Below are 14,176 nucleotides of genomic sequence, written 5' to 3'. Positions count from 1 at the left end.
TGTTGCCAAAGGAATCCCAAACCAGCCAGACATAAAGCCCGACCAGCACGGGGTATAAATCATAATTGGCACTGGCTTATCAAGCACCCTGTTGAGTTCTCAAAGAACAACCACACACCGACCAGAAACCCCACACCGTGGAGCCCATCTCGGGGCAACCGCTAAAACCTACTTGGCCGAACTTTCATTGTCAACTCGTGTCCGAGGTGATCAACTTGGTTCGTCCTGATCCACGATGACGCACGCCGTACCCGGCGGTCGCTACTGTCGTGGGAAGCCGCAGACCGGCCGATCGCCGCTTCGCGGCTCTCCGCCCGGCTCCTGCCGGCCTCAGAACTCTACCCGGTCGGCTTCGCGTTCGCAACCCCGTCTCCGGAGTGATCCGCACCGCCCGATCCTCAGCCTCGCTCGGCGTTCCCGCCACGAGCCTGGTGCCCGTTCTCGGCCGGTTTGTCCGGCCTCCCCCGTGCAGAGAGAAAGTTACGCGGACGGCTCGGAGAAGGCAAATCAGCGTTCATCACTGGTTGGTCGACCAGTGGAGCCGGCGCCTGCTCGGCCGTCCTTAGGTGTAACCGCGACCTACCGGGTGTTGTTCCCGGCAGGTGCGCCGCCGGGCGGGGGAGCCACGGCGGTACGCCAGGTGTAACGCTCCGACCCCACCCTGGATTCCACCCTCGCCGGGCCCGCTTCCAACCGGTCCCCGCGTAGCCCGCGACGCGAGGCGCACCGGCGTGCCAGAGTGTCAGGCATGGATGAGTCCGGGCTCGGCGGCACGGTGCACGCCGAGGAGGCGCTGCTCGGCCTCCTCCTGCCGTTCTGGCAGGTGGTGATCGGCGCGGTCGTGCTGGTCGTCCTGGTGCTCTCGGTGGGACGGCTCGCGCGGCGGGGTCGATCCCGAATGACCACCGCGCTGCTGGTGACCGCCGCGGCCATCGCCGGGTTCACGGCGCTCGGCGTCCTGCTCGAGGGCTGAGGCTCAGAGCCGGCGATTGGCCAGGCTGGGCAGCTCGTCCCGGATTCGCGCGAGGCGGTCGAGATCCACGTCGGCCACGGACACGCCCGGACCGTCCGGCAACTGGGCGAGGATGGTCCCCCACGGGTCGACCACCATGCTGCGGCCGTAACAGGTGCGCCCGGGCTCGTGGTCGCCGGTCTGGGCGGCGGCGGCCACGAAGCACTGGTTCTCGATCGCCCTGGCCCGCAGCAGAACCTCCCAGTGGTCCCGACCGGTGTGCAACATGAACGCCGCCGGGACCAGCAGCAACTGGGCGCCGCCCTCGGCGGCGAGCCGCCGGTACAGCTCTGGAAAGCGCAGGTCGTAACAGATCGACAGGCCCACCCGGAGCCCCTCGACGTCCACCACCACCGGTCGGGATCCTGGGGCGACGCTCGCCGACTCCAGATACGAGACTCGGCCGGGGATCTCCACGTCGTACAGGTGGATCTTGCGGTAGCTGGCGGCCAGGTTGCCGGAGCGGTCGAAGACCAGCGACGTGTTCCAGGTGTGCTCCGGGTCCGGGCCGGCCTCGTGGAACGACCCGGCCACGACCCAGATGCCGAGTCGCTGGGCGATCCCGGCGAAGAAGCTGCCCACCTCGCCGTCCACCGGCTCGGGCTCGGGCAACCCGGCGGCGGGACCGAGGTAGTCGACGTACTCCGGGAGGACGGCGAGGTCCGCGCCGCCGGCGGCGGCGCGTTCCAGCAGGACCTCCGCGGCGGCCAGATTGGCCTTGCGGTCGTCCCGGGCGTTCAGCTGGCAGACGGCGACACGCATGAGCCCAAGGGTACGGCCGGACGGCCGGAACGGGCAGCGTCAGACGCTGCGGAAGAGACGCCGCAGAGCGCCCCGGCGGTCAGTGCCAGCCCACCAGCCGCGCTGGACGGCTCACCGGCTGCCACCCTCGCCCAGGCTGACCAGTGCGATCGGCGGCACGGCGGAGGCCGGCGCCGGTGAGCGCCGGCGTGACGGTCCAGCCCGGGGACGCGCACCGCTCCCCGACCCACCCGCACGGCACCCGAGAGGTGCTCGACGTGCTGAGCGGCGCGGTCGTCGTCCGGGGCGGCGAGACGCCGGCCGGGAGCACGGCTACCGCAACGACGCCGACGAACCGGCCCGGCTGATGGTCGTGGTCACCCTGTGGGGCGAGTGGGACCGCCGTACCCGCTCGCGCCGGCCGCGTCAGGAATAGACCGGCCGGCGCGACGCGGGAACGATCAGGCCGACTTCTCCTCGCGGTCCCGCCGGGCCCGACGGCCGGTGAACTCGCGCGGCACGATGGTCGGGTTGACGTTCTCCAGGACCACCTCGCGGGTGATCAGCACCCGCGCGGCGTCGGGGTTGCTCGGCACCTCGTACATCGCGGAGAGCAGGACCTCCTCGATGATGGCCCGCAGGCCACGGGCGCCGGTGCCCCGCAGCATGGCCTGGTCGGCGATCGCCTCCAGCGCCGGATCGTCGAACTCCAGCTCGACGCCGTCCAGCTCGAAGAGACGCTGGTACTGCCGGACCAGGGCGTTGCGCGGCTCGGTGAGGATCCGCACCAGGGCGCTGCGGTCCAGGCTGCGCACGTTGGTGATCACCGGCAACCGGCCCACGAACTCGGGGATCAGCCCGAACTTGAGCATGTCCTCCGGCATGACCTGGCTGAAGATGTCATCGGTCGACCGATCGGACACCGACCGGAGCCGGGCACCGAAGCCGGTGCCACCCTGCCCGGTGCGGGACTCGATGATCTGATCCAGCCCGGCGAAGGCGCCACCGCAGATGAACAGCACGTTGGTGGTGTCGATCTGGATGAACTCCTGGTGCGGGTGCTTGCGGCCGCCCTGCGGCGGCACGTTGGCAACCGTGCCTTCCAGCATCTTGAGCAGGGCCTGCTGCACGCCCTCGCCGGAGACGTCCCGGGTGATCGACGGGTTCTCCGACTTACGGGCGATCTTGTCGACCTCGTCGATGTAGATGATGCCGGTCTCGGCGCGCTTGATGTCGTAGTCGGCGGCCTGGATCAGCTTGAGGAGGATGTTCTCCACGTCCTCGCCGACGTAGCCCGCCTCGGTCAAGGCGGTGGCGTCGGCGATGGCGAACGGGACGTTCAACATCCGCGCCAGCGTCTGCGCCAGGTGGGTCTTGCCGCACCCGGTGGGACCGAGCAGCAGGATGTTGGACTTGGCCAGCTCAACGGCGTCACTGCCGGAGCCCGGCGCGCCGGCCGACTCGGCCTGGATCCGCTTGTAGTGGTTGTAGACCGCGACGGCGAGCGCCTTCTTGGCCTGATCCTGCCCGACCACGTAGTTGTCGAGGAACTGGCAGATCTCCATCGGCTTGGGAAGCTCTTCCCACTTCACCTCGCCGGACTCGGCCAGCTCCTCTTCGATGATCTCGTTGCAGAGATCGATGCACTCGTCGCAGATGTAGACCCCGGGGCCCGCGATCAGCTTCTTCACCTGCTTCTGCGACTTACCGCAGAAGGAGCATTTCAGTAGGTCGCCGCCGTCACCGATCCGTGCCACCTACGTTCTCCCTGCACTCATCGGCCGGGAACCCGGCCCTGACCTGCGGACGCTGCGCGCCGTCCGGCTCCGTTCACCCCACCGGCCGAACCGGCGAAGCGGTACGGACCCGACGTTACCCGCTGGCGGGGCATTCTCCGACCCCCAAAACGGGTGTGTCAGAGGTCGGCCAGGAACGAACGCCCCGGCCAACCCCTGACCCGGTACTGCTCAGCTGGCGGCCTGAGCGGCCAGCAGACCCTTCTTGCGGCTGGTCAGGATCGTGTCGACCAGCCCGTACTCCTTGGACTCCTCGGCCGTCATGATCTTGTCACGGTCGATGTCCTTGCGAACCTGCTCGATCGGGCGGTTGCAGTGGCGGGAGAGCATGTCCTCCAGCTGCGTCCGCATCCGCAGGATCTCCCGGGCCTGGATCTCGATGTCCGAGCCCTGCCCGTAGCCGCCCTCGGTGGCCGGCTGGTGGATGATGATCCGCGAGTTCGGAAGCGCCATCCGCTTGCCCGGCGTGCCCGCCGAGAGCAGCACCGCCGCCGCGCTGGCGGCCTGCCCGAGGCAGACCGTCTGGATGTCCGGGCGGACGTACTGCATGGTGTCGTAGATCGCCGTCATCGCGGTGAACGAGCCACCCGGCGAGTTGATGTACATGATGATGTCGCGGTCCGGGTCAGTGCCCTCGAGCGTCAGCAGCTGGGCCATCACGTCGTTGGCCGACGCGTCGTCCACCTGCACGCCGAGGAAGATGATCCTGTCCTCGAAGAGCTTGTTGTACGGGTTCGACTCCTTGACCCCGTACGACGTGCGCTCGACGAACGACGGCAGCACGTAACGGTTGTGCACGGCCGCGAACTGGGGCGGCAAGCTCAGATCGGTCATCGTCAGCTCCTCAGCTCAGGGTCCCGGCGCCATCCGGAACCTGAGCGGCCCCGATGATCACCTTGTCGATGAAGCCGTAGTCCATGGCCTCCTGGGCGGTGAACCAACGGTCCCGGTCCGAGTCCGCCTCGATCTGCGACTGGCTCTGGCCGGTGTGGTGCGCGACCCGCTCCTGGAACATCCGCTTCGTGTAGAGCATCTGCTCCGCCTGGATGGCGATGTCGGACGCCGTGCCACCCAGACCACCGGACGGCTGGTGCATCATGATCCGGGCGTGGGGCAGGGCGTACCGCTTGCCCTTGGTGCCCGCGCAGAGCAGCAGCTGACCCATCGAGGCAGCCATGCCCATCGCCACGGTCGACACGTCGTTGTCGATGAACTGCATGGTGTCGTAGATCGCCATGCCGGAGTAGACCGAGCCACCCGGCGAGTTGATCCACAGGTTGATGTCGCGGTCCGGGTCCTCCGCGGCGAGCAGCAGCAGCTGCGCGCAGATGCGGTTGGCGACCTGGTCGGTCACCTCACTGCCCAGGAAGATGATGCGCTCCTTGAGCAACCGGTTGTAGACCGAGTCGTCGAGGTTGCCAATGGAGTCGCCACCGCGCGCGTCAATCGCCCGGAGCGACTTCTTGGGGATGTGCATGTCGGTCATGGCAGCCCTTCGCTCTCCGTACCGTCTTTCCCGACACTAACCGCTGTGCGGGGCGGCAGAGTCCCGGTCGGGGCACTGTTCGCTCTCAGCGCAGCAGCGTCGGGCGTACCCGCGGCGCGGGCTTCCGGGCGTACCCCGGAAAGGATTTGGCCGCCATCCACCGCACAGCGGCGGACGGCGGCCGCACCCGACGATCAGTGGTCGTGGTTGTGCTCCGCCTCGTTGGCGGCGCGCAGCGCGTCGAGGGTGACCTCGTTACCGGCCGAATCCTTGATCTTGATCCGCTCCATGACGGCCGCGAGCGCCTTGCCCCGCCGCACGTCACCGAAGACCGCGGCGGCCGCGCCCGAGCGCATCAGCTGGTCGTAGTACTGCTGCGGGGCCATCCCGGCCCGCTGCGCCCGGTGCACGATCTCGTGGCCGAACTCGTCGTCGGAGACCTGCACGTCCTCGGCGTCAGCCAGGGTGTCGAGCAGGAGCTGCACCTTGACGCCCTCGGTCGCCGCCTCGGTCAGCTCGGCGTCGATCTGCTCCTCGGTCTTCTCCTCGGCGGCGAGGTACTCCTCCATCGAGGCGCCGATCCGCTCCAGCTGGTCGACCATCGCCTGCTTGCGGCTGGCCACCTCCTCGCGGACGACACCCTCCGGCGCCGGCACCTCGGCGGCCTCGACCAGCTGCGCCAGGGCCTTGTCCCGGGCCGCGTAGATCTGCTCCACCTGCTTGCCCTGGGTGACCCGCCCGCGCAGGTCGCCGCGGAGCTCCTCCATCGTGTCGAACTCGCTCGCCATCTGGGCGAACTCGTCGTTCAGCTCCGGCAGCTCCTTCTCCTTGACCGTGCGCACGGTCACCGCCACCTCGGCGTCCCGGCCGGCGAGGTCGCCGCCGACCAGCTGGGTGGTGAAGGTGGTGCTCTCACCGGCGGCGAGACCGACGACGGCCTCGTCCAGCCCCGGCAGGAGCTGCTTGCTGCCCACCTCGTGGGAGATGTTGCTCGCCTGACCGCCCGGCACGTCCTCGCCGTCGACGGTCGCGTTCAGGTCGATCTGGACGTAGTCGCCCTCGGCGGCGGCCCGCTCGACGGTCTTGAGGGTGGCGAACCGCTCCCGCAGGTTCTTCACCTGCTCGTCGATCTCGCTCTCGTCGATCTGCAGCTCGTCGACGGTCACCTCGATGGTCGACGCGTCCGGCAGGGTGATCTCCGGCCGGACGTCCACCTCGGCGGTGAAGTTCAGCGAGTCACCGTCGTTGAACTCGGTGATCTCAACCTCGGGACGCCCCAGCGTCTTCAGGTCGTGCTCGCGCACCGCGGCGAGGATGTTGTCCGGGATCGCGTCCTGCACCGCCTCGTTGAGGACGGTGCCCCGGCCCACCCGCTGGTCGATCACGGCGGTCGGCACCTTGCCCCGGCGGAAGCCGGGAACCTGGACCTGCGAACCGATCTCCCGGTACGCCTTCTTGAGGCTCGGCTCGAGCTCGACGAACGGCACCTCGATGGCGAGCCGCACGCGCGTCGGGCTCAGAGTCTCGACGGTGCTCTTCACAGGCGTACTCCTTGACGGATCTCAGTTGAGTCTGGGCGTGATTCAGCCCATCGAGTGTAGGTGAGCCGGCCTGACGCTCCGGCATCGCCCGGGGACCGCACTGAGCGGCACCCGGGGCGGCCCGGCCGCGGACGACAGTCGGGGTGGCGGGATTTGAACCCACGGCCCCTCGCTCCCAAAGCGAGTGCGCTACCAAGCTGCGCCACACCCCGTGGCGACGAGCAGTCTATGCCGTCGGCGCGCCCCGGACGTGCCGGGGCCACCTCCCACCGGACAGGTTATCCGAAAAACCCCAATCCGCCCGTGGACCCTCCCGCACCTCCCGGACCTCCCGCGCGCTGCCGGCCTCCCGCGCCTCCCGGCCCTCCCGCGCGCTGCCGGCCTCCCGCCCTCAAGATCCGCGCAAGTTCAGGGAAAGTGCTGCCTCCCGGTGCGCTGAGGCCACTACATCCCTGAAGTTGCGCGGATCTGGCGCGGCGCGGCACGACACGGCGCGGCACGACACTGCGCCGTACGACACGGAGTGGCGCTGCACGGCGCGGGCGGTGGCGTGGCTGCGCGGGCGGCACGGGGATTGGGTACGCTGTCGGCTGCGTCCCGCGGTGGCGGGGTGCACGCGGGCGTAGCTCAATGGCAGAGCTTCAGTCTTCCAAACTGACGGTGCGGGTTCGATTCCCGTCGCCCGCTCCACACACGAAGGCCCAGGCGGACCGCACGAGCGCGGCACCTGGGCCGTTCGCTTCTCCCCCACTCTGGATCTTGCGTGCCATCCGCGTGCCATTCACGGCCGGCGGCGGCCACATTCGGCGATGCGGCGGTCCATCGCCTGGGCGATCTCGCGGTCCCGCTCGCTGGTGGCGTGTTGGTAGATCAGGGCCGCCCGCATGGTCGCGTGTCCCAGGCGGTGCATCGGCGTCTACCGGGTCTTCGAACGGCTCACCGCCATCGTGCGGCAACTCTGACCGAGCAGTCCAGTCGATCGATGTAGGCTCGACCGGTTTTGGTCAGCCAGCTGTCCGCCTCCTGAGCAGGAACTGGCCCTCATGGATGACGCTGTCGAGATGTGAGGCAGACAATGACCGTGCCGGCGACCGCCAACCGCACGCACCTACTCCGGATCGTGCTGGTCTGGCTGGCCGGCAACCTGGTCATCGGCCTGTGCGCGATCCTGCCGATCGGCGCCTTGGACACCCTCACCTACTACGTTCGCGCGACCAACGGCCACGACGTCGTCGCGCCGTACGGCCCTGTCGGCGCCCGCTTCGCCGTCGCTGAGATCGCCGTCACGGGCACGGTGCTGCTGGTCGCCGCGGTGCTCTTCAATCGTAGGCAGTGGCGTCGGTTACGGGCTGTCCGGTTCGTCGGGTTTTTACCTCTGCTGGCGGCGACCTTCTTACCGCTGGCCCTACCGCTCCTGTGGTTCTGGTTCGGCACCGACCGCAGCCTGTAAGACAAGCCGGGCGCCCTACGGATCAGAAGGTTAGGGGTTCGAGTCCCTCGTGCGGCCCACCCTTGACGGTGACGATCTTCGTCCTTCCAAACTGACGGTGGGGGTTCGATTCCCGTCGCCCGCTCCACACACGAAGCACGCCCTACTGCGCACAGAGTTCCGATCCTCGTCTGGCCAAGGTGCTCGCCGAGACCTGGCCGCACGAGGATGTGCTGCCCACGCTGCCGTAAGCCGTGCGGGGGCCTTGGCAGACGGCGGCGATCGCGTTCGTGGCCGGAGGATTGGCGGTGCCGTCCCAGTGGCCCCCGCCATGACCCGTTCACCGAGAGCTGGACGTCCCCAGCGGTCCGGAGCGGCACCCGTATGCGGCACTTACCGATCATTCCCTTGACAGGTATCGATCTATGGACTGGTGTAAGGACCAGAACTATCGACGTCCGTCAGGAGGGCACATGATCGTCCGACGACGATGGACAGCCGCCGCCACCACAGCGATCCTGGTCAGCGCGGTGCTGTCCCATCCCGGTCCGGGCAGCGCGGCACCCGCCGCCCCGGCCAACCCGATCACACTGGCCGCCACCGAGACCGCCCTGGTCCGGGTGCAGCTACGCGATCAGGCTCAGCTCGACCGCCTGGTCGCCACCGGTGCCGACCTGGCCAACCGGCCGCGGGCCCGGGACGGACGGATCCTCGCCGACCTGGTGCTGAGCGGCACCCAGCTCGCCGACCTGACCGCGCAGGGCGCGACCGCCGTACAGATCGTGCAGCGGGCCGGCGACGGCAGCCGGCACTTCGCCGAGAGCGTCCGCGCCGCGCAGACCCGCACCAGGGCCGGCCTTCGCGCCCCGGCCTCCGGCCAGCGGACCACCGCCGCCGCGGCGGCCGTCGACACCCTCCAGGTGCAGCAGGCGTACTGGTGGACCACGAGTGGGCAGACGTTCCTCCAGGCCCAGTTGGCCACCACGGCCACCGACGACCCGGACGTGGAGATCACCGTCAGCTGGCGTACGGCCGACGGGGCCACCGGGTCGTTCCCGCTGTCCCGGTTCGAGGACTCCGGCGAGTACCAGTACCACTACGCGCTCCCCCAGCCGGTGCCGAGCCGGCCGGTGCAGCTGACCGCCACCTCCAGCCTCGGCGGGGTGAGCCGCGCGGTCACGCCGTCGCTCTGGCCGAACGCCGCCCCGCCGGCGCTGCCGGCGGGCTACCAGAAGGACTTCATCGACGCGTACCTGACGCCGGTGGACATCCAGGCGCGGATCAAGCGGCTGGCCCGCCAGTACCGGGACCTGGTGGACGTGATCGACCTGCCGAACCAGACGCAGGGGTACCGGCGGAACGCCGCCGCGTACCTCGGTGACCCGGCGGTGGCCGCCGTGGTGGTCGAGTCGGTCCGCTTCGGCGACCAGGGCATGAACGGCGTACAGGTGCGGACGGTCGACCCGGGCCGGCGGAACCGGCCGCTGACCGTCAGCTACCGCGACCGGGTCCTCACGGTCACGCTCGCCACCGACACCGCCGGTAAGACCGTGAGCACCACCGACGAGGTCGCCGCCGCGATCAACGCCCGCCAGCCGAACCGCTTCCGGGCCACCGTCGAGGACGGCTCGGCCGGGCTGCCGATGCCGGTCGCCGGTCCCGCCCGGCTCGACGACGGCCTCCAGGGCACCGAGGTGCCGGCGCGGCCGTGGACCGTGCAGGCGCTGCGCCTGGGCGTACACCGGGACGGCTCCCGGGTCGGGGTGCTGGCGTACTCCCAGGAGCACGCCCGCGAGTGGGCCACGCCGCTGGTGACGCTGGAGTTCGCCGAGCGGATGCTGGCCAACGCCCGCACCGACCCGGCCACCCGTGAGCTGCTGGAACAGGTCGACGTGTTCGTCATCCCGACGGTCAACCCGGACGGCGCGAACTACTCGTTCAACGACTTCAACTTCCAGCGCAAGAACCTGGTCAACCACTGCGTCGGGCCCGCCCGCGACCCGAAGAACCGCACGTCGTGGGGCGTCGACATCAACCGCAACTACACGGTCGGGTCCTACTTCGACGGCTACGTGGGCGCCAGCGCCAACTGCCTCTCCGGCAGCTACGCGGGCACCGCGGAGCTGTCCGAGGCGGAGAGCCGCAACGTCGTCGCGCTGGCCGAGTCGCACCCGAACATCAAGTTCGCGATGAACGTGCACTCGTACGGCGGCTACTTCATGTGGCCGCCGGGGGCGTACCGGGCCGATGGGCGGATCACCCTGCCCCGGCCGTCGATCGACGAGTCGACGCTGTTCCTGAACAGCGCCCGGCGGATCGTCGGCGCCATCGCGCAGGAGCGGGGCACCGTCACCTGGCCGTCGCAGACCGGCCCGGTCGCCGACGTGCTCTACTCCGCCGCCGGCAACTCCGCCGACCAGCTCTACTACGAGCTGGGCATCTTCGCCTGGGACTTCGAGGTCGGCAACGACCGCTGGAACGCGACCACCGGCGAGTGGGAGGGCGTCGGCTTCCAGCCGCCGTTCGACGAGGCACACGGCGAGGCCCAGGAGTACGCCGGCGGCCTGGTCGAGATGGTCCGGGTGGCTCGCGACTACGCCGCCGCCCAGGCCGCCACCGGCTGAGGTTCCGGCGGTGCCGCGACCGGGCCACGGTCGCGGCACCGCCGGCCGGGATGAGGCACCCGAGGTCGCGCCGACATTTCGCCCGTTTCCGGTCCGCGGCCATCGGGTAGGGGCTCTGCATGGACACGAAGAGCACGGCACACCTGGTTGGTGGCCCCCGCGACGGCAGCACCCACGAGACCGGCGGCGACGCCCTCGTCGAGCTGAAGATCGACGGCATGATGCACCGCTACATCCGGACGACCAAGCAGCACGACGACGGCGGCCCGATCTACAACTACGACGGGATGGTCGCCCCGGACGGCGGCGAGCCCGGCGTCGAGGACCCGGCCGCCCGGGTCGCCTCGCCGCGCGCCGACGCCGAGGGGCACGGCGGCACCCACTGACCGCGCACACCCGGGACGGAACTGTCCCGGGTGTCACACCAGCCGGACCGGCCGGCCACGGATGAACCGTGGCCGGCCGGGTAAGCAGCGGCCTTGCCTGGTGGGGACACGACCGGTGTCGCGGTGCGCCGCGACCGGGCGCACGGGCGGGCGGCGTTGGCCGACCCGCCCGGGCGTACCCGGATCAGTTGTTCGAGATCCAGTTCCAGGCGGAGACGACCCACTCGGTCTGCTGGAGCCAGGCCACGCCGAGGCCGACGAGGAAGACCGCGGTCGCCAGGTGCGCACCCCGTGCGCTGCGCCGGACCCGACCGAGCTGCCGCTCCAGCACCACCCGGCCGACCAGCCGGGACAGCGCGAACAGGCCCACCGCCACCAGCAGGCTCAGCACCAGCACCAGGAGCGGAGTGCTCAGGTCACCCTGGCCGGAGAGCGCCCAGATCCCCCAGCTCACGAACGCGAAGAGCCCGGCCGCCGCGCTCCACTCGCCGCCGCGCCGTAGCTGCGCCAGGCGCCAGCTCAGCGGCCGGCGCGGCTCCGGGCCGTCCGGCCAGCCGGTGCCGGTCGGGTGCTGCTCGACGACCGGGAACGGCTCGGTCCGCGGGGTGCGCGGCTGACCGACCGGAGCCACGCCCCGGCGGAACCCGTCCCGCTGCGGCGGCACCCCGACGCCGGCCTGCGGCGGCACCTCCACGGTCCGCTCCGCCCACGGCTGCGTCTGGTCTGCCATCTCGTCCTCCCCCTGACCGGCGACACCACCGCCGCCTGGATCCGAGGGTAGCCAGCCGGCAAATCGGTCGCCGAGCCCGTCCGACGCGGCGCCGGCACGACGGTGCCGAATCCCACTGCGGACGGGTACGGTCGGCTGATGGGTGACCCGGATCGACGACGGCGGCGGCTGCGCCACCACCCCGAGCCCGACCCGGCCGGACGGGGGGCCGACGGCTCGGCGGCCAGCACGGCCGGGGTGCACGACGGCACGGATCCACCGCCCCGCCGTCGCGGCTCGTCGGGCGAGGAGCGGGACGGCGAGCGGGGGCTGCGCGGTCTCGTCGGCTCCGGCTCGTCCCAGGTGGGGCTGAGCGCCGCACTGCGGGCCCGCGACGGCGCCCGGCCCACCGACGACGACCTGGCCGAGGCGGAGGCCCGGGTCGTGGTCGTCCGCCGCAACTGGGTCCCCCGCGAGGACCTCCCCCGCTCCCCGCGCTGACGCAGCAGGGTCAGGGCAGGATGGGCAGTTCGCGGGTCTGTTCGTAGGTGGTCACCTGGGCGATCCGTCGGGCGTGTCGCTCGTTGCCGGAGAACGGGGTGTTCAGGAACGCCTCGACGATTTCGGTGGCCTCGTCCAGGGTGTGCTGGCGGGCACCGACCGCGACCACGTTCGCGTCGTTGTGCTGGCGGGCCAGCTGAGCGGTCTCGACGTTCCAGGCCAGCGCGGCCCGGACCCCGGCGACCTTGTTCGCGGCGATCTGCTCACCGTTGCCGGACCCGCCGATGACCACTCCGAGGCCGGTCTCGTCGGCCACCACCCGGTCGCCGGTGTGCAGGCAGAACGTCGGGTAGTCGTCGTCGGGGTCGTAGGCGTGCGGACCGACGTCGATCACCTCGTACCCCTGCTTGGCCAGATGGTTGGCCAGGTGCACCTTCAACTCGAAACCGGCGTGATCGGATCCCAGGTAGACGCGCATACGGGGCAGTCTGTCAGGCCGCCGGTGGGGACGCCGCAGGGGCGGCGTCCCCGAGCCGGGTTCGTCACACGGTCGTGCGGAGCGCCACTCAGCGGGGCAGTTCGGCGACCACCAGGCCGCCGCGCGCCTTCGGGGTGAACCAGGTGCTCTTGCGGGGCATCTTCTCGCGGGCCAGGTTCACCGCGACGAAGTCCGCCACGGTCACCGGCGCGATGAGGATCGCCAGCTCGGCCCGGCCGGCGTCAACCTCGCTGGTGAGCCAGCTCGCCGGGTAGTCACCGCCGACATAGGTGATCCGCTTGTCGCCCGGGTCCAACCCCAGCGCGTCGCGCAGCAGCAGCCGCTCGACCAGGGCGTGGTCCAGGTTCTCCAGGCGGGAGTCGGCGGTGCCGGGCAGGCGTACCGCGTACCCCTGGTCAGGCAGCCGGAGGTGGACGGTGCCGCCGGCCGCCGGGACCTCGACCGGGCCGTCGATCGGCTCGACCTCGGCGCCCGCCGCGCGCAGCCGGTCCAGCAGCTCGGCCGGGGTGGTGGTCAGCTCGCTGACCAGCCGGTTGTACGGCTGGATGGCCACCGACGCGGGGGTGGTGACCACCGCCAGGAAGCGCGGCAGCCCGCCGGTCTGGGCGGCCAGGCTGCGGTGGTTGCCGTCGGCGACGACCAACTCGCCGCCGCCGGCGAGGGCGGTCAGCTCGGCCTGCTCCGGGCCGGGGCCGAGGAGCCAGATGGCGTGCGTGCGCCCCGCCTGGTCGGTGTCCGTGGCGGCGGGCGCGCCGGCCGCGTCGGTCGCCGCCGCGAGCGCGGCGTGCAGCTCGTCGCCACGCCCGGTCTGGAGCAGGAGTACGGGCGAGAGCAGGTGACCGAGCGAGTCGGCCAGCGCCACCCGCTCACGCACCTTCGCGATGAAGACGTCCTCGTTGCGGATGACCAGGCCCGGCTCGTCGGCCCGGGTGGAGATCTGGTCGGTGTCCACCATCGCGAACAGCCCGTACGCCGGCTCCTCGCCCGGCGCGCTGATCCGGTAGAGCACCACCACCTGCTCGGCGGGGGTGTAACTGCCGTCGGCCTTCGCCTCGGCGAGCCGGGCCACCGCGTCGGGCAGCGCGTCGAGGAAGGACTTCCCCTGGCTCTCCGGCGCCCGGTGCGGCATCTCGATGCCGAGGGCACTGTGCGGGTTCGTCTCGATGATGGCGGTGATCTCCGCGTCGTCGGCGAACTCGTCGTAGTTCTGCGCGCCGGTGCCGCCGGTGGTGATCCAGGCCCGGGCGATCGGATGCACGATCGTCATGCCCGCTGACGCTACCGGCGACGGCGCCCCCACCGACGGGGACCCGCGCGGCGTCCACCAGATGAAAAGAGCGGGACCAGGCGCAGTACTCAGCCGGCGCGGCCCGAGGTGCCGTTGTGCCGACGGTGCCGGCCGGCACGGCAACGGCGGGCCCGCCGCTGCCGCGCCGGCCCTGTCTCTTATAA

At 70.7% G+C, this 14,176-nt stretch carries 15 protein-coding genes and 2 tRNA genes; 7 read left to right on the top strand and 10 right to left on the bottom strand.

Going from position 1 to position 14,176, the window contains the following annotated elements; all coding sequences use genetic code 11:
- Window positions 1-748 precede the first annotated feature (748 nt).
- Complete coding sequence (locus DKT68_RS01740) at window positions 749-973, top strand: hypothetical protein (RefSeq protein WP_109815677.1); 225 nt, start codon at window positions 749-751, stop codon at window positions 971-973.
- Window positions 974-976: 3 nt separating this feature from the next.
- On the opposite strand, the gene DKT68_RS01735 is transcribed toward DKT68_RS01740, so the two are convergent.
- The gene (locus tag DKT68_RS01735; protein ID WP_109815676.1) at window positions 977-1,774 is read right to left on the bottom strand and encodes a carbon-nitrogen hydrolase family protein; all 798 of its coding nucleotides are present in this window, start codon (window positions 1,772-1,774) and stop codon (window positions 977-979) included.
- Between the two features lie 176 nt (window positions 1,775-1,950).
- On the opposite strand from DKT68_RS01735, the gene DKT68_RS01730 reads away from it, so the two are divergent.
- Window positions 1,951-2,121 (top strand): hypothetical protein, encoded by a 171-nt coding sequence (locus tag DKT68_RS01730; protein ID WP_201748857.1) that lies wholly within the window; start codon window positions 1,951-1,953, stop codon window positions 2,119-2,121.
- 93 nt (window positions 2,122-2,214) lie between these two features.
- On the opposite strand, the gene clpX is transcribed toward DKT68_RS01730, so the two are convergent.
- The 5 genes from clpX to DKT68_RS01705 form a co-directional block, all read right to left on the bottom strand.
- Complete coding sequence (clpX, locus tag DKT68_RS01725) at window positions 2,215-3,510, bottom strand: ATP-dependent Clp protease ATP-binding subunit ClpX (protein ID WP_109815675.1); 1,296 nt, start codon at window positions 3,508-3,510, stop codon at window positions 2,215-2,217.
- A 210-nt stretch (window positions 3,511-3,720) separates the two neighbouring features.
- Window positions 3,721-4,383 (bottom strand): ATP-dependent Clp protease proteolytic subunit, encoded by a 663-nt coding sequence (locus DKT68_RS01720; RefSeq protein ID WP_088988028.1) that lies wholly within the window; start codon window positions 4,381-4,383, stop codon window positions 3,721-3,723.
- 10 nt (window positions 4,384-4,393) lie between these two features.
- Entirely contained in the window at window positions 4,394-5,035 is a 642-nt protein-coding gene (locus DKT68_RS01715; protein WP_007464111.1) for an ATP-dependent Clp protease proteolytic subunit, read from the bottom strand.
- Between the two features lie 194 nt (window positions 5,036-5,229).
- A complete protein-coding gene (gene tig, locus DKT68_RS01710) occupies window positions 5,230-6,576 on the bottom strand; it encodes a trigger factor (RefSeq protein WP_109815674.1) in 1,347 nt (448 codons plus the stop codon).
- Window positions 6,577-6,714: 138 nt separating this feature from the next.
- Window positions 6,715-6,788 (bottom strand) — tRNA-Pro (locus DKT68_RS01705).
- Between the two features lie 404 nt (window positions 6,789-7,192).
- Here DKT68_RS01705 and DKT68_RS01695 point away from each other — a divergent pair.
- Window positions 7,193-7,266, top strand: a tRNA-Gly gene (locus tag DKT68_RS01695).
- A gap of 91 nt (window positions 7,267-7,357) precedes the next feature.
- Here DKT68_RS01695 and DKT68_RS31320 read toward each other — a convergent pair.
- Window positions 7,358-7,486: an integrase gene (locus tag DKT68_RS31320; RefSeq protein ID WP_201748856.1), complete on the bottom strand. Its 129-nt coding sequence runs from the start codon at window positions 7,484-7,486 to the stop codon at window positions 7,358-7,360.
- Between the two features lie 165 nt (window positions 7,487-7,651).
- On the opposite strand from DKT68_RS31320, the gene DKT68_RS01690 reads away from it, so the two are divergent.
- The 3 genes from DKT68_RS01690 (at window position 7,652) to DKT68_RS01680 (ending at window position 11,015) form a co-directional block, all read left to right on the top strand.
- Window positions 7,652-8,026, top strand: coding sequence for a hypothetical protein (locus DKT68_RS01690; RefSeq protein WP_109815673.1), 375 nt, complete (start codon window positions 7,652-7,654; stop codon window positions 8,024-8,026).
- 452 nt (window positions 8,027-8,478) lie between these two features.
- A complete protein-coding gene (locus tag DKT68_RS01685; RefSeq protein ID WP_109815672.1) occupies window positions 8,479-10,629 on the top strand; it encodes a M14 family zinc carboxypeptidase in 2,151 nt (716 codons plus the stop codon).
- A gap of 119 nt (window positions 10,630-10,748) precedes the next feature.
- On the top strand, window positions 10,749-11,015 hold the full coding sequence (locus tag DKT68_RS01680; RefSeq protein ID WP_109815671.1) for a hypothetical protein: 267 nt from the start codon (window positions 10,749-10,751) through the stop codon (window positions 11,013-11,015).
- A 184-nt stretch (window positions 11,016-11,199) separates the two neighbouring features.
- Here the strand turns inward: DKT68_RS01680 and DKT68_RS01675 are convergent, their stop codons facing one another.
- Window positions 11,200-11,745 carry a hypothetical protein gene (locus DKT68_RS01675; RefSeq protein WP_109815670.1) on the bottom strand — a complete coding sequence of 182 codons (546 nt, stop codon included), beginning with the start codon at window positions 11,743-11,745 and terminating at the stop codon, window positions 11,200-11,202.
- A gap of 138 nt (window positions 11,746-11,883) precedes the next feature.
- On the opposite strand from DKT68_RS01675, the gene DKT68_RS01670 reads away from it, so the two are divergent.
- Complete coding sequence (locus DKT68_RS01670) at window positions 11,884-12,225, top strand: hypothetical protein (RefSeq protein ID WP_109815669.1); 342 nt, start codon at window positions 11,884-11,886, stop codon at window positions 12,223-12,225.
- A gap of 10 nt (window positions 12,226-12,235) precedes the next feature.
- Here DKT68_RS01670 and DKT68_RS01665 read toward each other — a convergent pair whose 3' ends face one another.
- Window positions 12,236-12,703 (bottom strand): ribose-5-phosphate isomerase, encoded by a 468-nt coding sequence (locus DKT68_RS01665; protein WP_109815668.1) that lies wholly within the window; start codon window positions 12,701-12,703, stop codon window positions 12,236-12,238.
- 88 nt (window positions 12,704-12,791) lie between these two features.
- The gene (locus tag DKT68_RS01660; RefSeq protein WP_109815667.1) at window positions 12,792-13,991 is read right to left on the bottom strand and encodes a DUF1015 family protein; all 1,200 of its coding nucleotides are present in this window, start codon (window positions 13,989-13,991) and stop codon (window positions 12,792-12,794) included.
- Between the last annotated feature and the right edge of the window lie 185 nt (window positions 13,992-14,176).

Source organism: Micromonospora acroterricola (assembly GCF_003172955.1).
Lineage (GTDB): Bacteria > Actinomycetota > Actinomycetes > Mycobacteriales > Micromonosporaceae > Micromonospora > Micromonospora acroterricola.
This window is presented reverse-complemented; position numbering and strand designations above follow the sequence as displayed.